This is a genomic window from Adlercreutzia murintestinalis, assembly GCF_943192905.1.
GTDB lineage: Bacteria > Actinomycetota > Coriobacteriia > Coriobacteriales > Eggerthellaceae > Adlercreutzia_A > Adlercreutzia_A murintestinalis.
Genome location: NZ_CALPCC010000003.1, coordinates 80,069 through 97,939, shown reverse-complemented (window position 1 = coordinate 97,939; position 17,871 = coordinate 80,069). Strand labels below are relative to the sequence as shown.

Here is a 17,871-nt window from a genome sequence, read left to right as displayed (position 1 = left end):
GCCCTACTGCTGGAACGAGATTCCATCCACGTAGATGTCGATGCTTGACACCTCGACACCCACCTGCACCAACAGCGCATCGCTCACGGCCTGGCGCACCTTGGCAGCAAGATCGGGAAGCACGTATCCGTATTTCACGTCAATATGGAGCGTGATGGCCAGCTTGCCTTCCGGCGTGATCTCGGTCTCTATGCCCGCAGAGGCTTGCTTGCCTGCGATGCGCAGGCGGATATTAGAACCAGGTGTTTGGCCGAGACCGGCAACACCGTCAACTTCCTCCACGGCAATGGCGATGATGGTATCCACCACACCGGGAGCGATGCTCATGCCGTTCGCGTTCAGTTGATCCGTCATAGAAGATCCCCCATCTCGTTGGGTATGAAGGCTGTGGTAGCGTCTCCCGCAATAAAGGTGGCATTGTCCATCACGCGTTTATGGAACGGGATGGTGGTGGCAATGCCCTCGATCTGGAACTCGTCCAAAGCCCGCTTAGCGCGCGCAATGGCTTCATCGCGGTCTTGCCCATGCACGATAAGCTTCGCGACCATGGAATCGTAATACGGCGATATGCGCGCCCCCTCGCCCACATACGTCTCCACGCGCACTCCTGGCCCCCCCGGCACCACGAACTTCGTGATGGTGCCCGGACAAGGGCGAAAGCCGTTCTCGGGGTCTTCGGCGTTGATGCGCATCTCGATTGCATGGCCATTCGGCGCAAACGGAGCACGATCGGCACAACTGATCGGCTCGCCAGCAGCGATGCGAATCTGCTCCTTGATGATATCGGTGTCGGTGACCATCTCCGAGACCGGATGCTCCACCTGAACGCGCGTATTCATCTCCATGAAGTAGAACTCGCCGCGCTCGTCAAGCAAGAATTCGATGGTACCGGCATTACGATAATCCACCGCGCGCACGGCCTTGACCGCTGCCACCATCATGGCACGGCGCAGATCGTCCGTGAGCGCTGGCGAAGGTGCTTCCTCAACAAGCTTCTGGTGACGGCGCTGAATGGAGCAATCGCGTTCGCACAAAGCGATATGGTTGCCGAAATCGTCCGCCAGAATCTGCACCTCTACATGCCGTGGATTGAGCACCAGCTTCTCCAGGTACACGCCATCATTGCCAAACGCAGCACCCGCTTCGGTGCGCGCCGCTTTGTACTGCGCTTCCAGATCGGCCGGATCATGTACTTCGCGCATGCCCTTGCCGCCGCCGCCCGCCGTTGCCTTGATGAGTACCGGATACCCCACCGACGAGGCGAAGCTTCGCGCCTCTTCCACAGTGTCGCACACACCATCGGAGCCGGGAACCGTAGGCACCCCGCACGCCATCATGGTCTCACGGGCTGTTGCCTTGTCACCCATTGACTCGATGCAATCAGCCGAAGGGCCGATGAATACCAAGTCGTTGTCAACGCAGGCGCGTGCGAAATCGGCGTTCTCGGCCAAAAAGCCGTACCCGGGATGAATGGCCTGCGCGCCGGTATTCTTCGCCGCTGCGATGATGTTCGGAATGACCAGATAGCTCTGATTGGCCGGTGCCGGACCCACGCATACGGCCTCGTCAGCATACCGAACGGGCAGCGTATCCTCATCTTCGGTGGAATACACCGCCACCGTTTTCACGCCAAGCTCCTTCGCCGCGCGCATGACGCGCAGCGCAACCTCTCCCCTGTTCGCAACCAGTATCTTATCGAACATGTTAGGCCTGCTCCGGAACGGCGTTATTGGACTCATGCGGCTCAACATAGAACAGCACCGTGCCGAATTCGACCGGGGTGGCATCCTCGAGGCACACCTCGCGCACCGTGCCCATCTCTTCTGCTGCGATCTCGTTCATCAGCTTCATAGCCTCAACGATGCAGAGCGTCTCGCCTGCCGCCACTTCATCACCCACGCGCACGAACGGCGCCTCACCGGGGGCCGGCGCCTCGTAATACGTGCCGACCATGGGTGCGGTCACCGCATACCAATTGGAAGGACGCTGCTCTTCGGCTGCGGGAGCGGGCGCTGCTTCTGGCGCAGGCGCTGCCGCGACCGGTGCAGCAGCGGCAAGCGACGGCGCCGCCATGGGTGCCACCGCGCCCTCGCCGGGCATGCGAACGGCGATGCGCACGCCTTCTTCTTCCACCACGATCTCGCCAACGCCGCTCTCTTCGGCAACCTTCACCAGTTCACGGATCTGATTGATGTCCACGTAATCGTCCTCCTTGGTGCTGCTGGATTCTTGCTCCAACATGAAGTCAACTTTTTCCGACGTGCGATGCTTGCTCAGATAGGTACGCGCCTCGTTGGGGAACAGCGCGTACATCAGCACGTCTTCCTCACTGTGGGCGAGGTCTCCTATCTCTTCGGCCACCTCTTCATAGGTGGTGGTCACAAGCGACCCCGGAGCGATATCCGGGTCGAGAATGTCAGCATCCCCGGCTACCTTGGCAACGATCGCAGGATCCATCCGTCCTGGCGCTTTGCCGTAATACCCGCAGATGTAGTCTTTCATTTCCTTGCTGATGACGCTCCACCGTTTACCAGTGAGCACGTTGAACACCGCTTGCGTGCCCACGATCTGCGACAGCGGGGTCACCAGCGGCGGATAGCCCACCTCAGCGCGCACCTTCGGGATCTCAGCCATGACCTCGGGCAAGCGCTCGGTTGCCTTCTGCACCTCAAGCTGGCTCATCAGGTTGCTCATCATGCCGCCGGGCACCTGATGGCTGTATACCTTCATATGCGTCAGCGACGAAACGCCGCGCTTGTAGTGGTTGCGCTTGCGGATCTCTTCCCAATACTCCGATATCTCGAAGAGCAGCCCGAGATCCAGCCCGGTATCGTAGCGGCTCTCTTGGAACGCGGCCACGATCATCTCAACTGCCGGATGGCTATTGCCGAACGCGAGCGGCGCATGGGCCGTATCGGCGATGGCCGCGCCCGCCTCAGCTGCCTTGATGATGTTCGCCGGAGCCATGCCGCCCACATAGTGGCAATGGATGTGCACCGGCAACCCGATCTCGGCGTTGAACGCCTTCACCATGCGCTCGGTGCGGTACGGCGTGAGCATGCCCGCCATGTCCTTGATGGCAATAGAGTCGGCTCCCAGCTCCTTGAGCTGCTGGCCGTACTCGAGGAAGCTATCGAGCGTATGCACGGGGCTGATGGTGTAGCTGATGGCGCCCTCGAAATGCGCGCCGCACTCCTTGATGGCCTCGGCGTTGTCCACCACGTTGCGAATGTCGTTCAACGCGTCGAACACGCGGAACACCTCGATGCCGTTGCGATGCGCGCACTGTATGAAATGAAACACGATATCGCGCGAATAATGCTTGTACCCCACCAGATTCTGGCCGCGCGAGAGCATAGCGAGCGGCGTATTCGGCGTGTTCGCCTTGATGGAGCGCAAACGCTCCCAGGGGTTCTCGTCCAAGAAGCGCAAACACGAGTCGAACGTCGCACCGCCCCATGCCTCGATAGCCCAATACCCCACCTTGTCCATCTTAGGCAGGATGGGCAGCATGTCTCCCAGCTGCATGCGCGTGGCCCAAAGGCTCTGCTGGCCGTCGCGGATCGTGGTGTCCATGATCTGAAGTCTGGCCAAGTTGCGCACCTCCTTGTACCTACGTCAAAGTCCGAAACAACTATTATAGAGTATGCGCACTGCCGCAGAGCAGCACGATGGCAAAATGCATGAATGAGCGACCATTCCGCTCTGAAGCCCCACAGATCACGGGCATAGTATCGCTTACCCAGAAGCTCCAAGTTCATCTAAACGCAGCAGACTCAGACGAGGTGGTGCAGCATGCTATGAGCTATGGCAGCCCTTCCATCGAAAGTGTCCTGCGCGACCTTAAAGAGCGCTGTTGCACAGAGGTGCTCGCGTTGCCCTCTATTCGCAAAGCACGCACCCCACTATCGCAATCGTCCTCGGCAAGACGCACTCTACGCTAGCAAGGCTCTTATAATATCCTCGCGCGCATCCACCTGCAGCGCGCGTATGCCCTTTGCACCATCTGCTCACTCGTCGATGACCAGACTGGGATCCTCGCGCGTGATGATATGCTTGGCGAAGATGGTGGCGCCCAGATGCTGCTCGGCCAGATGCGCCATCTCATCAACGGCGGCCTGCAGGTCAGCTGCGCGGGCCGGATCGACCGATTCGATGATGAGGAAGGCTTTCTGGCTCTCATCGGTCAGCGCGGTACGCTGGCCATCGCGCCAATTCCAGCAGCGGCAAATGGCACCCGCATCGTCGCGGTAGCACAGCTCGCCTTCCAGCGTCGGCGCATCCTCGTCTTCACCGAGCGCACGAAACGCATCGCCGCCCTCGGTGATGCCCAAGCGGATGTCGCCCTGCATAGCCTCGATGTCTTCTCCGCCCACTGGCAGCGCATACTTCAAGGAAATGGTGTTGTACAGATCGACCGAAGGCGTGATGGATCCGACCGGATTGCCCTTGAGCACGCGTTTCAGCAGGTTCTCCACCGAACAGCGCGCGCCTTTCTTCGTCTTGAACCGCTGGTAGGCATCGCGCCATACCGCTACCACCTGGTTCTGGGATATGGTATTCGATGTCAGGTGCTGATCGGCGGCTGCATTAGCCTGCGCAAGCGCTTGCCGAAGAGCCTTCGCATCCTCATCGCTCACCTGATCGGCCGACTGCATTCCATGCGCCACCACGATGCCGATGCTCGCATCTGGGAAAAGCTCCCAGAACGAATCCTCCGCTATGAACCGCTTCATGCGGCCTCCTTTCGCTCACAAACAAAAAGCACCCATCCGATGCGCGTCTTCAAAGGCCTAACGATACGCATCAAACGAGTGCTCTCCTACCCGGCGGCAGGTCTCTGTACGGGGTGAATATACCACACTTCGACGAAGGATGGCAGTGCCGATGGTGATGCCGAAGATGTCGAAGACGCCGCCGAAGCGCTGCTGATCCTACAGATCGAGCCCGGCGATGACCTCCTTGAGCTGCTCGGCCGATGCCTTGAGCTGCGCCTGCTCCTTATAACTCAGCGAAGGCGGCATCCGCACCTCGATGCCGTCGCTACCGAGCACACATGGCGTAGAGAGCGCCACGCCTTCGATGCCGTACTCCCCTTGCATGGAGTTGGATACCGACAGAACCGATTTCTCGTCGCGAACGATGCATTCGCAGATGCGCTTGATGGCCATGGCGATGCCGAAGTAGGTGGCCTTCTTCTTGTCGATGATCTCATAGGCCGAGTTGCGCACGAGGCTGCTGACCTCAGAGCGGAACTGCTCGTAGGACCCTGCGCTTCGCATGTTGAAGAAGTCCTCGAGCGGGATGCCCGCCACATGCGCGCTCGACCAGGCGATCAGCTCGCTGTCGCCATGCTCGCCCAAGATGCGCACGTGCACGTTGCGCGGATCGACGCCGAGCCGCTGGCTGATGATCTGCTTCAAGCGGCCCGTATCGAGCACGGTGCCCGAGCCGATGACGCGCTGCGCGGGAAGCCCGGAGAGCTGGATGGAAACGTGCGTCAGGATATCCACCGGGTTGGAGACGATGAGCAGGATGCCGCTGAAACCGCTCTCCTTGATCTGCGCCATGATCCCTTCGAAGATGGCGACGTTCTTGCTGACCAGGTCAAGACGGCTCTCGCCGGGTTTCTGCGAAGCGCCCGCGGTCACGATGACCACATCCGCATCCGCAAGGTCGGCATACGAGCCCGCGCTGATATCCATGGGTCGGGCGAACGCCAGGCCGTGCGAGATATCGAGCGCCTCGCCTTCTGCCCGGTCCTGGTCGACGTCGATGAGGACCATCTCTGAGAACAGCCCCGATTCCATCAAGGCGAACGCGCTCGTCGCTCCCACGAAACCGCAACCGATGATGGCGACCTTGCGGCCTTTGATCTTCTCTGGCATATTCGTGCGCCTTTCTCGCATCCACGTTGCCTAGCAGTCTAGCATGCCTGTATTTCCTGTCTGTGAACCGAACGGAAACAGATGCGCGCGAATGGAGCTCGGCGCGGCAGCCCCTCAGCCCACCAGGAATACCACGAGCGGGATCGTGAAGATGCTCACCACGAGCGTCGCCACCGTGATACCGGTAGCGTATTCGGATTCCTTCCCGTTCGTTGCAACGAGCAAGGGAACGACCGTCATCACGGGAAGAGCCATGATGATCGAGAGCGCCAACACCATGGACTGCGGGAAAAGACCTACGAGCATGAGAGCGCGCCCGATGACGACTGGGAGCACGATCATCTTGACCACGATGCCCACGTAGAGCTCGGGGCGTCTCAAAACGGGCACGACATGCGAGAAGCTGGCAAGCGCACCGAGATAGAGCATGCAGAGCCCCGAGGTCGCAGAGCTGATCGTTCCCAGCGCATCTTGGATGATGCCTGGAACCGGAGCCTCGAGCAGCACGAAGGCGACCGCGCACATGATCGCGACCGTATTCGGGGTTATCAGCGAGCGCCAACTGATATGCGAAGCGGCACTGTGATGGTGATCGCGCTCGGTGGAGAGCCATACGCCATAGGTCCAGAACACCAGCTGGTCCACGATGGAGAACATCATCATGTATACGAGGCCCGCATCGGGAAACACCGCTGCCAGAAGCGGTATCCCCACAAAACCGGTGTTTCCGAAGATGAAGCAGAACTGGAACACCCTATCCTTATCGTGTTCGATGCGCAGCGCTTTCGCCACGATGAACATGATGAGGCTGATGAGGGCGTAGAACAGCGCTGCGAGCAACACCATCTGCCCGTTGTCGATGATAGTCTGACGCGTGCAGTTGGCATACGTCGAAAAGAAGATCATGGCTGGCAACAGCACCTTCGTAATGATCTGCGCGATGCCGGGAAGATACCCCTCCTTCACGACGCCGACCTTAGCCACCGCGAAGCCGACCGCGAACACGAGGAAGAACACCGCCATATGCTCAAGGGTCTGCTGGAAGATCATCGTATCGCCTTGCCGCTCATATCCGTACCGATGCCGTCGCATCACCGCTGCACCATACAGGCCATTCGGGTAAAGTCTATGGCCTCATCTCTCGGAAAAATGAACAAAACGATATGATCTGTTCACCTGATGGAGACGCGAGAGGATCATCATGGGCCACACGAAACCAGGTTTGGAACGAATCGACCACGCGCTGCTCACGCTGTTGGAGACGACCGCGCTCGAGCGCATCAAGGTGGTCGACCTCTGCGCACGGGCCCACGTGAGCAGGAGCACCTTCTATACGCATTACTCGAATGTCGGCGAGGTGTATCGCGCACTCGTCAGGAAGCTCGCCTTGGAGACGAGCAGCATCCTGCCACAACTGCGTTGCTCGGCCTGCGCAGAGGGCGGTCAGAGAAAACCGTTGTGCGAACTGATCCGCAGAGGCGGCGCCTACCACAGCCTGCTCAACGAAGATCGCTTCATGTCCATACTGATGGACGAGAGCACGACGGCCTTCGACGAAGAGACCTTGGATATGTATACCGAGGCCTGCCACGACAAGAGCATCGCGTTCGCCCTCTACGCGTTCCAGTTGGCCGGGTGCATCGGTGCCGCACGGGCTGTGCCGGAATCGGAGGATTGGCACACCGTGAAGCAGGCGATCGATTCCTTTATCCGGGGCGGGCTGACCGCCGTTCGTACGCGTTCTGCGTGATCGCGAATCCCCAAACAGCGTGAAAAGCGTCTAAGCCAGGCGCGTTCTCTTCGTCACGGGGCAGGTGATCGTGCCGCCACGATGCGCGTAATGCACGAGAAAACCGATGCCTGCCAGCACGAGCGCCGCCCCAAGGCCAGTGTAGAAGAAGGCCACGAACCATCCGGGCACGAACCCTGCCGCGCGCAACCCGATGCCGCCGCCCATCATGATGGCCATGATGACGTAACCCCTCACATCGAAGAAGCGCAGCACATGCATGCGGTCCTCGCCATAGCCGCGAATGCGGTCAGCGTGCTTTCCGACCAGCTTGCTGAACATGGGATGGAATACCAGGAATACCGCCGAAATACCCAGTATGAGCACGATCAGTGGCGCTGTGCCTTCAGCACACGCAAGCGCACCCAAACGCACGATATTGAGACCAGCCGCGATCCAGACAGCCGCCGCAATGAGCAACAGATATCTCGCACGCACCTTGAACATGATATCCTCCGTTCCGCCTCGCTTGCACACGATGCTACACGGGTACAGTATAGCGCGTGGGCAGCAGTTCAGTATCGCCCCTAAACCAACACATGAATTGCCGTTCTCCCCCAAATGAACGTCTTGACTTCGAGTGCACTCCATGTGGTATAGCTAGGGCAAGCACACGCGAACTGCTTACAACTGTTGACAAGGAGCATGCTATGGCATCCAACGATCAGCACCGCCCCGAACGCTGCCTGTTCGGACTCGGCCAGCCCAATACCGCCTTCGCCCAGTACTTCGTGGGCGAATCGTACCTGAACCCGCTGACCGACCCACAGCAGACCCAGTTCGTGGCCAATGTGACATTTGAGCCGTCCTGCCGCAACAACTGGCACATCCATCATGCCAATGATGGGGGCGGACAGATACTACTCTGCACCGACGGACGCGGCTGGTATCAATGCTGGGGCGAAGAGGCACACGAACTGCACCCGGGTGCCGTCGTGTTCATCCCTGCTGGCGTGAAGCACTGGCATGGCGCAGCACGCGATAGCTGGTTCTCGCATGTGGCCTTCGAGGCGCCCGGGCGTGGGTGCAGCAACGAATGGCTAGAGCCCGTGAGCGCTACCGACTACAACAAATTGCCGTAAGCTAATCTTCCTAAAAAAGCGAGGACATAATCTTCTATCTGAAGTATCAGACTAGTTAACCAAACACCAATCCGAGAAAGATCCCGTAAACTCGATCGTCATCGATAAGATCAGGATGAAACGCGCAGTCGGCTGGGTTGCAGAAATGCACGCAGATCAGTTGCCCATCCACTGAAGCAAACAATCTACCTCCCTTCCGCGGACGCGATGCGCGGAGCGGCTGTCGCCACATCGCAGCCAGAACGAAGTGCGGACACATTGTTGTTGTAGGGCAAAGCAAAACAGAGCAAGTGGCACCCATTATCGCCGATAATACAGGGCTTTCGCGGTACGGATACACAACCTAAACGCATTGTTGTCAGCGCGAGTGCCCAGATCCTCTACCAACCGATCGTGTAGCTACCGGGGATGCTAAAGCGCATCACCTCAGAAGACCCGGGATACCCCACCTCAGGCACCCGCTGCGTATATCCGACATCAACCACTTTGTCAGCGCTTCCATAAACGATCAGCACGGATCATCGTAGATCGCGAGTGTGCTCGGAGACAGACGATCTTGTCCTCGAACGTAGCGTAAGGTGCAGGTATACCGAGCAATAGGGTTACACCTGTATGAACACCACTGAAAAAGAGACTCAGCATTCGCATAGATACTCGCCAGCGAACGCATAAAACCTTTCGAATTCAGCAGCTAGCGGTTCACGGTCTCGATGAGCAAGTGCGTGTGCACGTTCCGCTATGCACCCTATAACCTTGATAAGGCCCGCAACCGATGATCGACGTATTAGAGAAGTCGGACGCGACGGCAACGTCCGCCCCAGCATGCACACGGCGCAAATGAAATATCCACCCCTGTTCACGCACCCGCAACGATCGCACAGCGAATCGCTTGGGCCGTCCCTCCCTGCTTACACCCTGTGCCATCATTGTCTCGCGAAAGATTCCGTCGCGACCCGCTGCATCCCCGTGACGCCCGCGGCTCGCAGAACGAGTGCATCATATGCACATCAGTCAGGTTCACCAACACGACCGACCACATGTTTGGGTCCGCAACTATAACTAAACACCACCTCACGCTTCGCGAAAGCCGCCTAAGTCAATACGTTTCGCCCAAAGAAGAGTTCACAGATTCAGAAACACAGAAATGATCTAGACCAATACACTCGCTTTGTTTCTTCTCGAACGACTCCGAAAGCAGGGGTTCTCTATGCCATGCAGAACCCCTTGATGACTGCACCATCGCCGTATCCTTTCGCGTAGAGCGCATCGAGCCGCTCTCGCTTACGGGTCAGCGTGGAAACGCCACACGTATCGTCAGGTGCCACAATCAAAACCGATCCGGCACGCTCGTAGCGCTTCGCAAGGGCCACCCCCTCGTTGTAGCGCGCTGCGCGCTGACGGAGCGCCTGAGCGGCCGCCGGATACCTCCGGCAGATCATGGATGCGAGCCGCACATCACCATCGGTCGTCCGCACCATATCGCGCGGTTTCGTCAGCAGCACGACCACCTTGTCGCATCCCTTGTCGAAAGCTTTCTGCACTGGCACCGGGTCACCCAAGGCGCCATCAAAATAGTAGGTCCCTTGCACCTGATAGGGCTTGCATACGCCCGGTATAGCGCTTGATGCCTTCAAGATGCTGAAATCATCATAGCTCACGTCCCTCTTGGTGAAATAGCGCGCTACTCCCGTGTTCGCATTGGCGGCAACAACGATCACCTCGGTCGGGCTCGCGAAGAACGTCTCCTGGTCGATCGGGTCTTCGCCATCAGAATTGCTCAAGGTCGCATACACATAATCCAGATCTATAAACGTGTGCTTGAAGAGGAAGTTGCGCATGCTCGCATAACGGCTCCGACGCCCATACTCGGTATAGAAGCGGTAGTTGCGCCCTTTCTGGTGCGCCACGAACGAAGCGATGTTGGCACTGCCCGCAGACACGCCAATACACAGATCGAACGTAACGCCCTCATCAAGGCAGCGGTCAAGAACGGCAGCGGCATAGATTCCGCGAAACCCGCCCCCAACATCTACCAAACCAATCTTTCCCATGGTCACAACCCTCGTACGCGTCCAATTGCTCGATCCCGACTATAGAGCTTTCGCTCGCTGTGCGCAAAACGTAGCAGATGGCTCGTACTCTACAATCCAGCTACTCCTGCACGCCAATTTCAACACCTCGCAGCAGCACCAGAAGAACAAGGAGGCCCTTTCTTCGAACACGCACATGACGACTGAGCGCTGTGCGCAACAAGCTGTTGCTTGCAAACCGCATGGGATGCGGAATAATCGAGAGCATCATACCAACCGCTACGGAAGGCATATCATGGCAATGAAGGATACCATCGCGCAGATTCGCGAGGAGCAGGACCTCACCCAAGAACAGATGGCACGCAAGCTCTACGTGACCCGGCAAGCGGTCTCACGTTGGGAAACCGGCGAAACCGCTCCGAGCATCGATATGGTGAAGCTCATCTGTACCACGTTTCAGGTGCCGCTTGAGCGCTTCTTCGATATGCCGCTGGAGTACTACTGCCAATGCTGCTCAATGCCCATTCCACAACCAGAGCTGCATGGCACCGAAGCTGACGGCTCCCCAAGCGAGAACTACTGCAAATACTGCTATCAGCAAGGCGATTTCACCGCAAAAGGTGTCGATATGGACGAGTTCATCGAGGCGACCGCGCAAATGGAAGCCGACGCCATGGGCATATCGCGCGAAGAAGCTGTCTCGCTGATGGCAACGCTGCTACCGCATCTCAAGCGATGGGGCCAGCCTCTACGGGCATCTTCAAGCGAGCAGTGAGCGCTCTTGCAGCCCCTCACTGCTCGTCACCTTCCAAGCACCTCTTCCGTATAGCGAGCATCTCAGCGGGAACATCCTGATCGGGCAGCGCCTGCACCGCCCCTTCGCTGCCTAAGCGCACCGCCTCATCATAGAACCAGCACTTGTACGTGATGAAATCCAACGTGCGTTGCACCCGTGCTAGTTCCGCTTCCACCGCATCGCGTCGCTCGTAGAGCAGCGCACGTCGAGCATCCAGAGTGTCATCGCCTTGCTGCACCAGATCGGTGTAGCGGCGTATCTCCTTGATGGTCAATCCCGCCTTCTTGAGGTACTCGATGACGCGAATCCAAGCAAGATCATGCTCCGAGAATACGCGCGAGCCGCCACCCAGACGCTCCACCTCGGGCAGCAACCCCTCTTTGTCGTAATAGCGAAGCGTCGACGCAGGCACACCTGCAGCCTTCGCAGCATCCGCAATCGAATAGACCATGCCGTCCTCCCTGAAAAGCGCTTGACTTAAAGCGCGCTTTAATGATTAGGATATAAATCGAACTTTACCAGGTTTCTTCATGCCTGCAAAGCAGGTACGTGAATCCGAAAAGAGAGGATGAGAGGATCGGTATGGACACCACGATATTCCCCACTTCCAAGATGGGCTTTGGCTGCATGCGCCTGCCCCTTACCGACGAGAACGACCCGAAGAGCATCGACCTACCGCAGTTCACCCAAATGGTCGACCTGTTCATGGAAGCGGGTAACACCTATTTCGACACCGCATTTGTCTACCATGAAGGCGAATCGGAAGTGGCGCTCGGGCAGGCGCTCGTCGCGCGTTATCCGCGCGAATCGTTCACCATCGCCACGAAATGCCTCGCATGGGCCATGCCCGACAAGCAGGCCGCGCAAGCTTGCTTGGATGTGTCTCTCAAACGGCTTGGCATCGCCTACGTCGACTACTTCCTGTTACACAATGTGGGCGGTCAGCGCACGGCAAAGTTCGACGAATACGATATGTGGGCATATGCGCAGCAACAGAAGGCAGCGGGCAAAGTGCGCTTCGTCGGCTTCTCCATCCACGACGATGCCGATTGCCTAGATGCATTGCTCAAGGAGCACCCGGAGATGGATTTCGTGCAGCTTCAGGTGAATTACCTCGACTGGGATGACCCCGTCAACGAGGCGCGCCGTCTCGTGGAGGTGGCGAAAGCCCATGGCAAGCCGGTCATCATCATGGAACCGGCGCGTGGCGGACGCCTGTGCGATCTACCCGCCGAGGCAGCCGCGGTCCTGGCAACCGCAAAACCGGGTTCCACGCAAGCCGAATGGGCCTACCGCTTCTGCTGGAACCTGCCCGATGTGATCGCGGTGCTCTCCGGCATGTCCACGGTAGAGCAAGCGCGGGAGAACCTTGCATCCTACGCCGCGAACGAGCCGTTCTCACCTGCGGAGCGCGCGGCGCTCGACCAGGCCATCGCCTCCTTGCGCGCCCTGACGTCGGTGCCATGCACTGCGTGCAATTACTGTGTGAAGGGTTGCCCGGCTGGCGTGAAGATCCCCCAGATCATGGGACTTTTGAACCTTGAGGCCATGACGGGTGACCATGAGTTCGTCAAGGGTCTGTACAGCTGGCAAGCAGCCGAGGGAAAAGCGAGCACGTGCATCAAATGCGGGCTCTGCGAGACGATGTGCCCCCAGCAGATCGACATCATCAACCAGCTGGAAGCAGCTGCGGACTGCTACGAATAATCATGCGACGTTTCCCTCTATCTCCACCATCGCATCTGACTGACCGCGCTCGCGCAGGGGCGCGGTCAGGAATATAGCGTAGCGGATGACCACGAATGCCACCATCGCCACCGCAATCGCCGTCTCAACGAGCACGAGCATGTCAAACACGGGCGAGAACGGCACGCCGGATGCATTCAGCGCCTCAAGCGCCTGACCAAGCGCGGTCGCGGTGATCACGAAGGGAAACGTCATCGCCGCGAAGCTGGGATAAAACCCAAGCGATACGAACCGCGGCACCCGCGCCAACGCCACCATGAAGAACGCCTGCGCGCACATCAGCATGATCGCCACGAACGTGATATTCGGCTGTGGCGCGATGGCCAGGTACCCGACCAGGGACAAGCTGGCTGGTGCCGAATAAATGCAGAACAGCGGCCGCGCCGCATCGGGAGGCGGGCAGCAGACGTAGCGCGCCGTCACTACCACCAGCAGCACCGGATAGCAGGCGAACCCAAACCAGAAGAGCGCGCTTCCCAGCGACTCCATACCGAATACGGGAGAGGTGACTGAAGCGACGATGATGCCCACGTAGCAGATGAAGTAGGTGGGAAACACCTGGTCGAGCGTCACCTGCCGCGCATGGCGTGCGGTAAACCAGCAGATAAGCCCGAGGTGCGCCACCACGCATGCAGCCCACAGGCACGCCGCTGGAATGAACGCGAGCGACGCGATGTAGGTGCTCAACTGCATCCCCGCCATCCAGAACGTGGCCGATACGCTGGCAAGAAGTGGATTCTTGAAATCCTGTGCCACCATTTCGGGAAACAGGATGGCTTTTGCGGCCACCAACGCAGCAACGCACGCAGCCAACAGGCCGCAGAGCGAATATACCGCACCCGCATAGGGTTGCAGCAAGTTCCCCAGCGCAGCGAGCCCTAACGCTACTCCCGCTGCTGGTATGGGCACATTCTTTATGACTTCGCGCATAACGCGTCCCCTCTCGGTTCATAGCGCATTCAATGCTTGATTACTCTGGTTCAGACCCCCGCTGCCGGTCTTGCGCTCAGCAGCAGGGGGAACGCTTGATGTGTTCATTATCAACGAGGGATACCAGAATGTAAAATTATCATCTATTATAGTTTCATAATGATTTCTTATGGTTGAGCGGAGCGCCCCATGCAAGACTCACGGGTCAGAACGTTTCTCGAAGTATGCCGCACGATGAACTACACCCGCGCCGCCGAAGCGCTTCACATCACCCAGCCCGCTGTTTCCCAGCATATCGCTTTCCTCGAGCGCGAATACGACGCTCAACTCTTCCGGCGCGACGGCAAGCGATTGAGCCTCACCCCTGCTGGCATGATGCTGCGCAACGCCCTTTCCACCATGGCGCACGACGAAACGCTCTTGCGTGAGCGCGTGTCAGCGCTCGCATCAGGCACCCGGATCGAGCTGCGCATCGGCATGACGCTCACCGCGGGCGAATACATCGTAGCTGCTCCCCTTGCAGCTTATCTTGCCGAGCATCCCGAGGTGCGCGCCACCGTGCGCTCCGCGAGCACCCAAGAGCTCCTTGAGGCGCTTGACGCTGGTACGCTCGACTGCGCTTTCGTCGAAGGCTATTTCGACAAGGAGCCCTATGAATGGGACACGTATTGCACCGAACGCCTCGTCTGCGTATGCGCGCCTGGTAGAATGCCGCGCGGACAGCGCTCCTTTGAAGAGCTTCTCGGAATGCAGCTGTTCATTCGCGAGAAGGGATCGGGCACGCGCGAAGTGCTCGAACGAGCACTGGCCACGCGCAATCTCTCGCTCTCGTCGTTTGCGGACACATGCCAGATCGATAGCCTCGACATCATCAAGGTGTTCGTCTCGGAAGGACTTGGCATTTCGTTCATGTACGAGGCTGCCGTCGAGCGCGAGATAGAAGAAGGCGCCTTGCAAGTGGTATCCCTCCAAGGCGCCCCCATACAGCACGATATTTCATTCGTTCGCTTGCGCAACAGCGTGTTCACCAGCGAGCTGTCGCGCCTGTTCGCGGAACTTGCGCTCTAAACGCGCTTGATGAAGCGGCCGTCGCGCGTGTCGATCTGAAGCACATCACCGATCTCGATGAACGTGGGCACCTGCAACTCTATGCCCGTCTCCAACGTGGCGGGCTTCGTGGTATTGGTTGCGGTATCCCCCTTGAAGCCAGGTTCGGTATGAGTCACCTCAAGCTCCACGAACATGGGCGGCTCCACCGAAATGAGCTCATCGCCTGCATATAGCAACGACGCCTCATCGTTTTCCTTCAACCACTGAGCAGCGTCCCCCACATCAGAGGCGGGCATGCTCATCTGCTCGTAGGTGTCGTTGTCCATGAAATGGTAATCAACACCGTCGTTATACAGATACTGGAGCTTCTTCGTCTCCAAACGCACGTTCTCCAGCTTCACGCCAGCATTGAACGTATTGTCGATGACGCGGCCGGACTTGATGTCCTTCAGCTTGGTGCGCACGAACGCTGACCCCTTGCCCGGCTTCACATGCTGGAATTCAATGATGGTGTACATCTTGCCATTGAAGATAATGCACATGCCGTTCTTGAAATCGGCCGTTGAAATGGTCGCCATGTTCCCTCCATAGGTATTCTGTTACGCGGATGAGTTGATTATACCAGTCGCGGAAAGCCCGCGTCACTTCTTCAAAACCGTCAATTCTTCAACACTGTAGCGCAAAGCATCTTCGTATTCCTCACGATCGAATTTCAAAGCGCTGATATCGATGGTGACCGTGGCTGTAGTGCCCGATTGCGTATCAAGCCGATAGGCACTGCCGTAATCGCGCTCAAGGTTCGCCAGGAAATCGTTGCAGGCAGCCTCGTCGGGGAACTCCAGTTTCATCGTAGTGGATTGGCACTTCCCTTCCGCATCGTAGGTCACTGTATCGTTGACCTTATACGACACGCCGTCAGAGGTAGTGGCCGTATACTCATAGATCACCGTGCCCGATTGGTCGCTCGCGCTCGATGAGCGCGACGACGACGAAGAAGAGGCGCTGTTCGCAGCAGCACCGTGCGAGGCGCTGCCGGGAGTGCCCGCAGAGGTATGCGCCGACGAAGATGCCCCGAAACCGTTCAGCGATATGGTGCCCGTGTAGAGCAGCGCCCCGAAAAGGGCGGCCGCAGCAAGGATCACCACCACGACCGCGATGATGATACCGCGTCGGCGCTTGCGTCTGCTGTCGGCCGACTTCAAGCCATCAGCGATGGAGATCGGCGGTTCCTCGAACATCACCGATTCCTTCAGCGCGTTATCCTCTATCAGCGGCGTGCTGAAAGTGCGAACCGTGCTCTGGCGCTGAGGCGGCAGATTGACACCCATGCTGTTGAGCGATTCGCGGCTCAGATGCAGGTTGCCGCCTTCGGAGGCATTCGGAGGGGCAGCCGCAGGGTTCATCTGGATATTGACCGTGCCCGTGCCCACCGGACGCGGATTGTTCGCCTGTTCGCGCCGAACCGCCTCAGCAGCGTTGCGCTTCCACGAACCCATCCCGCGCGGCGCAGCGTAGGGGTCCTCCCCCATGTTGAAGGGACGCTGCTCAACGCGTCCCCGATCGAGACTTTGCGTTGGCTGTGAGCTTGGCGTCTGCCGGTTGAATCCGTTCAGCGTTACCGTAGGGGTCGTGGGAGCTTGCCTTTGCGGTGGGGTGGGCTGCGCATTGGGAGATGCAGCAACCTGTCCTGCCGGAGCGCTCGGCGTTGGAACGGTGGGCGCTCCTGTCTGGTGAGACGCGAACGCCGCATGATCATTGAATGCCGACTCCGACCAAGGACGCTTGATGACGCCAGAAGCAGACTCGCGCGTGGTGTGCGCTCCTAAAGGCTCTATCTTGGGTCGGCGCTCGGCGGTACCCGATGAGCCGTTCGACGAATTGAAGTACAGAGGAATGTCGGTCGAGACCGCCTGCGGCCTGAACCCGTCGTAGCCATACGGCGAAGACGGGCTGGGCGTCATGCCCGGATAGTGGCTGCGCTGTGAACCCCAGCCTCCATTGGGCAGCACCACCGAAGGCGGCGCCGAAGGCTCTGGCTCGTCAACCTGATACACCATGTTATCCGGAATGCGCGGGAAGCTGGCCGAACGCTCGGATGCCTCTGCTTTCCCCCGGGAATGCCCCTCGGGCTTCGTGCGCTCGGATGTTGACGGTTGCCGAACGGTGGGTTCGGGAATGGGAGCGCTGTCGTAGCCACGATACGTCGGCGCATCATACCCATGATCGTCAGGGGGAAGATCTTCGGAGGCACGCTCGATGATGACATGCAGCGATGGATCGGGCGTGCGCGGACGCTGTTGTGCGGCAGCCTGACGCTTCTTCGCGGCTTGCTTCTGACGCTCGATCTCACGCTGCCGCTCAGCCTCGCGTTGACGGCGGCGCTGCTCACGCTCTACGCTGGTAGCAGTCTCAGGAGGCACGTCCAAGGATATGCGCACATAAGGGCTGGAATTCATAGGTCCCAGCTCTTGCAGCGTTATGCTGTCCAGGTCGTCCTCTAAGCCGTGGTTGTCAGGATAAAATGCCATTGTGAACATTATACACACGGGTCTGCGCATCC

Annotated in this window: 19 protein-coding genes; 6 read left to right on the top strand and 13 right to left on the bottom strand. The window is 58.7% G+C overall.

The features are described 5' to 3' along the window. Nucleotides 1–3 precede the first annotated feature (3 nt). Genes NFR19_RS01555 through accB form a run of 3 tightly spaced genes read right to left on the bottom strand, consistent with a single transcriptional unit; the run spans nt 4 to nt 3,594 of the window. Nucleotides 4–354, bottom strand: a complete 351-nt coding sequence (locus NFR19_RS01555; RefSeq protein ID WP_251212018.1) for an Asp23/Gls24 family envelope stress response protein — start codon at nt 352–354, stop codon at nt 4–6. Next, a complete protein-coding gene (gene accC, locus NFR19_RS01550) occupies nt 351–1,703 on the bottom strand; it encodes an acetyl-CoA carboxylase biotin carboxylase subunit (RefSeq protein ID WP_251212017.1) in 1,353 nt (450 codons plus the stop codon). The genes NFR19_RS01555 and accC overlap by 4 nt, the downstream gene beginning before the upstream one ends. A 1-nt stretch (nt 1,704) precedes the next feature. Continuing rightward, nucleotides 1,705–3,594 (bottom strand): acetyl-CoA carboxylase biotin carboxyl carrier protein, encoded by a 1,890-nt coding sequence (gene accB / locus NFR19_RS01545; RefSeq protein ID WP_251212016.1) that lies wholly within the window; start codon nt 3,592–3,594, stop codon nt 1,705–1,707. 77 nt (nt 3,595–3,671) lie between these two features. Between accB and NFR19_RS08960 the strand changes: the two genes are divergently transcribed. Continuing rightward, nucleotides 3,672–3,944: a ferrochelatase gene (locus tag NFR19_RS08960; RefSeq protein ID WP_432762712.1), complete on the top strand. Its 273-nt coding sequence runs from the start codon at nt 3,672–3,674 to the stop codon at nt 3,942–3,944. A 66-nt stretch (nt 3,945–4,010) separates the two neighbouring features. On the opposite strand, the gene NFR19_RS01540 is transcribed toward NFR19_RS08960, so the two are convergent. The 3 genes from NFR19_RS01540 to NFR19_RS01530 form a co-directional block, all read right to left on the bottom strand. Further along, a complete protein-coding gene (locus NFR19_RS01540) occupies nt 4,011–4,736 on the bottom strand; it encodes a B3/B4 domain-containing protein (protein WP_251212015.1) in 726 nt (241 codons plus the stop codon). Nucleotides 4,737–4,934: 198 nt separating this feature from the next. Next, nucleotides 4,935–5,888, bottom strand: a complete 954-nt coding sequence (locus NFR19_RS01535; protein ID WP_251212014.1) for an L-lactate dehydrogenase — start codon at nt 5,886–5,888, stop codon at nt 4,935–4,937. A gap of 114 nt (nt 5,889–6,002) precedes the next feature. Next, nucleotides 6,003–6,938 (bottom strand): AEC family transporter, encoded by a 936-nt coding sequence (locus NFR19_RS01530; RefSeq protein ID WP_251212013.1) that lies wholly within the window; start codon nt 6,936–6,938, stop codon nt 6,003–6,005. Nucleotides 6,939–7,089: 151 nt separating this feature from the next. Here NFR19_RS01530 and NFR19_RS01525 point away from each other — a divergent pair, with 151 nt between their 5' ends. Next, nucleotides 7,090–7,638 carry a hypothetical protein gene (locus NFR19_RS01525; protein WP_251212012.1) on the top strand — a complete coding sequence of 183 codons (549 nt, stop codon included), beginning with the start codon at nt 7,090–7,092 and terminating at the stop codon, nt 7,636–7,638. 30 nt (nt 7,639–7,668) lie between these two features. On the opposite strand, the gene NFR19_RS01520 is transcribed toward NFR19_RS01525, so the two are convergent. Then, nucleotides 7,669–8,124 carry a hypothetical protein gene (locus NFR19_RS01520; protein ID WP_251212011.1) on the bottom strand — a complete coding sequence of 152 codons (456 nt, stop codon included), beginning with the start codon at nt 8,122–8,124 and terminating at the stop codon, nt 7,669–7,671. A 203-nt stretch (nt 8,125–8,327) separates the two neighbouring features. Here NFR19_RS01520 and NFR19_RS01515 point away from each other — a divergent pair, with 203 nt between their 5' ends. After that, complete coding sequence (locus NFR19_RS01515) at nt 8,328–8,759, top strand: cupin domain-containing protein (protein WP_251212010.1); 432 nt, start codon at nt 8,328–8,330, stop codon at nt 8,757–8,759. Between the two features lie 380 nt (nt 8,760–9,139). Here NFR19_RS01515 and NFR19_RS08905 read toward each other — a convergent pair whose 3' ends face one another. Both NFR19_RS08905 and NFR19_RS01510 read right to left on the bottom strand, forming a co-directional pair. After that, nucleotides 9,140–9,274, bottom strand: a complete 135-nt coding sequence (locus NFR19_RS08905; protein ID WP_285813423.1) for a hypothetical protein — start codon at nt 9,272–9,274, stop codon at nt 9,140–9,142. A gap of 690 nt (nt 9,275–9,964) precedes the next feature. Next, nucleotides 9,965–10,810 (bottom strand): patatin-like phospholipase family protein, encoded by an 846-nt coding sequence (locus tag NFR19_RS01510; protein WP_251212009.1) that lies wholly within the window; start codon nt 10,808–10,810, stop codon nt 9,965–9,967. A gap of 274 nt (nt 10,811–11,084) precedes the next feature. On the opposite strand from NFR19_RS01510, the gene NFR19_RS01505 reads away from it, so the two are divergent. Further along, on the top strand, nt 11,085–11,564 hold the full coding sequence (locus NFR19_RS01505; protein ID WP_251212008.1) for a zinc ribbon domain-containing protein: 480 nt from the start codon (nt 11,085–11,087) through the stop codon (nt 11,562–11,564). 16 nt (nt 11,565–11,580) lie between these two features. Here the strand turns inward: NFR19_RS01505 and NFR19_RS01500 are convergent, their stop codons facing one another. Then, nucleotides 11,581–12,036: a MerR family transcriptional regulator gene (locus NFR19_RS01500; RefSeq protein WP_251212007.1), complete on the bottom strand. Its 456-nt coding sequence runs from the start codon at nt 12,034–12,036 to the stop codon at nt 11,581–11,583. 131 nt (nt 12,037–12,167) lie between these two features. On the opposite strand from NFR19_RS01500, the gene NFR19_RS01495 reads away from it, so the two are divergent. After that, a complete protein-coding gene (locus NFR19_RS01495; RefSeq protein WP_251212006.1) occupies nt 12,168–13,292 on the top strand; it encodes an aldo/keto reductase in 1,125 nt (374 codons plus the stop codon). On the opposite strand, the gene NFR19_RS01490 is transcribed toward NFR19_RS01495, so the two are convergent. Further along, entirely contained in the window at nt 13,293–14,261 is a 969-nt protein-coding gene (locus NFR19_RS01490; RefSeq protein ID WP_251212005.1) for a TDT family transporter, read from the bottom strand. A 189-nt stretch (nt 14,262–14,450) separates the two neighbouring features. Here NFR19_RS01490 and NFR19_RS01485 point away from each other — a divergent pair, with 189 nt between their 5' ends. Then, nucleotides 14,451–15,329, top strand: coding sequence for a LysR family transcriptional regulator (locus tag NFR19_RS01485; RefSeq protein WP_251212004.1), 879 nt, complete (start codon nt 14,451–14,453; stop codon nt 15,327–15,329). On the opposite strand, the gene efp is transcribed toward NFR19_RS01485, so the two are convergent. Then, on the bottom strand, nt 15,326–15,889 hold the full coding sequence (gene efp, locus NFR19_RS01480; RefSeq protein ID WP_251212003.1) for an elongation factor P: 564 nt from the start codon (nt 15,887–15,889) through the stop codon (nt 15,326–15,328). The genes NFR19_RS01485 and efp overlap by 4 nt on opposite strands. A 63-nt stretch (nt 15,890–15,952) precedes the next feature. After that, entirely contained in the window at nt 15,953–17,839 is a 1,887-nt protein-coding gene (locus NFR19_RS01475) for a hypothetical protein (RefSeq protein ID WP_251212002.1), read from the bottom strand. Nucleotides 17,840–17,871 lie beyond the last annotated feature (32 nt).

Excerpts from the sequence above, each read along its gene's own strand:
- NFR19_RS01555 (WP_251212018.1), bottom strand. The coding sequence starts at position 354 with ATGACGGATCAACTGAACGCGAACGGCATGAGCATCGCTCCCGGTGTG.
- accC (WP_251212017.1), bottom strand. The coding sequence starts at position 1,703 with ATGTTCGATAAGATACTGGTTGCGAACAGGGGAGAGGTTGCGCTGCGC.
- NFR19_RS08960 (WP_432762712.1), top strand. The coding sequence starts at position 3,672 with ATGGCAAAATGCATGAATGAGCGACCATTCCGCTCTGAAGCCCCACAG.
- NFR19_RS01540 (WP_251212015.1), bottom strand. The coding sequence starts at position 4,736 with ATGAAGCGGTTCATAGCGGAGGATTCGTTCTGGGAGCTTTTCCCAGAT.
- NFR19_RS01535 (WP_251212014.1), bottom strand. The coding sequence starts at position 5,888 with ATGCCAGAGAAGATCAAAGGCCGCAAGGTCGCCATCATCGGTTGCGGT.
- NFR19_RS01530 (WP_251212013.1), bottom strand. The coding sequence starts at position 6,938 with ATGATCTTCCAGCAGACCCTTGAGCATATGGCGGTGTTCTTCCTCGTG.
- NFR19_RS01525 (WP_251212012.1), top strand. The coding sequence starts at position 7,090 with ATGGGCCACACGAAACCAGGTTTGGAACGAATCGACCACGCGCTGCTC.
- NFR19_RS01520 (WP_251212011.1), bottom strand. The coding sequence starts at position 8,124 with ATGTTCAAGGTGCGTGCGAGATATCTGTTGCTCATTGCGGCGGCTGTC.
- NFR19_RS01515 (WP_251212010.1), top strand. The coding sequence starts at position 8,328 with ATGGCATCCAACGATCAGCACCGCCCCGAACGCTGCCTGTTCGGACTC.
- NFR19_RS01510 (WP_251212009.1), bottom strand. The coding sequence starts at position 10,810 with ATGGGAAAGATTGGTTTGGTAGATGTTGGGGGCGGGTTTCGCGGAATC.
- NFR19_RS01505 (WP_251212008.1), top strand. The coding sequence starts at position 11,085 with ATGGCAATGAAGGATACCATCGCGCAGATTCGCGAGGAGCAGGACCTC.
- NFR19_RS01500 (WP_251212007.1), bottom strand. The coding sequence starts at position 12,036 with ATGGTCTATTCGATTGCGGATGCTGCGAAGGCTGCAGGTGTGCCTGCG.
- NFR19_RS01495 (WP_251212006.1), top strand. The coding sequence starts at position 12,168 with ATGGACACCACGATATTCCCCACTTCCAAGATGGGCTTTGGCTGCATG.
- NFR19_RS01490 (WP_251212005.1), bottom strand. The coding sequence starts at position 14,261 with ATGCGCGAAGTCATAAAGAATGTGCCCATACCAGCAGCGGGAGTAGCG.
- NFR19_RS01485 (WP_251212004.1), top strand. The coding sequence starts at position 14,451 with ATGCAAGACTCACGGGTCAGAACGTTTCTCGAAGTATGCCGCACGATG.
- efp (WP_251212003.1), bottom strand. The coding sequence starts at position 15,889 with ATGGCGACCATTTCAACGGCCGATTTCAAGAACGGCATGTGCATTATC.
- NFR19_RS01475 (WP_251212002.1), bottom strand. The coding sequence starts at position 17,839 with ATGGCATTTTATCCTGACAACCACGGCTTAGAGGACGACCTGGACAGC.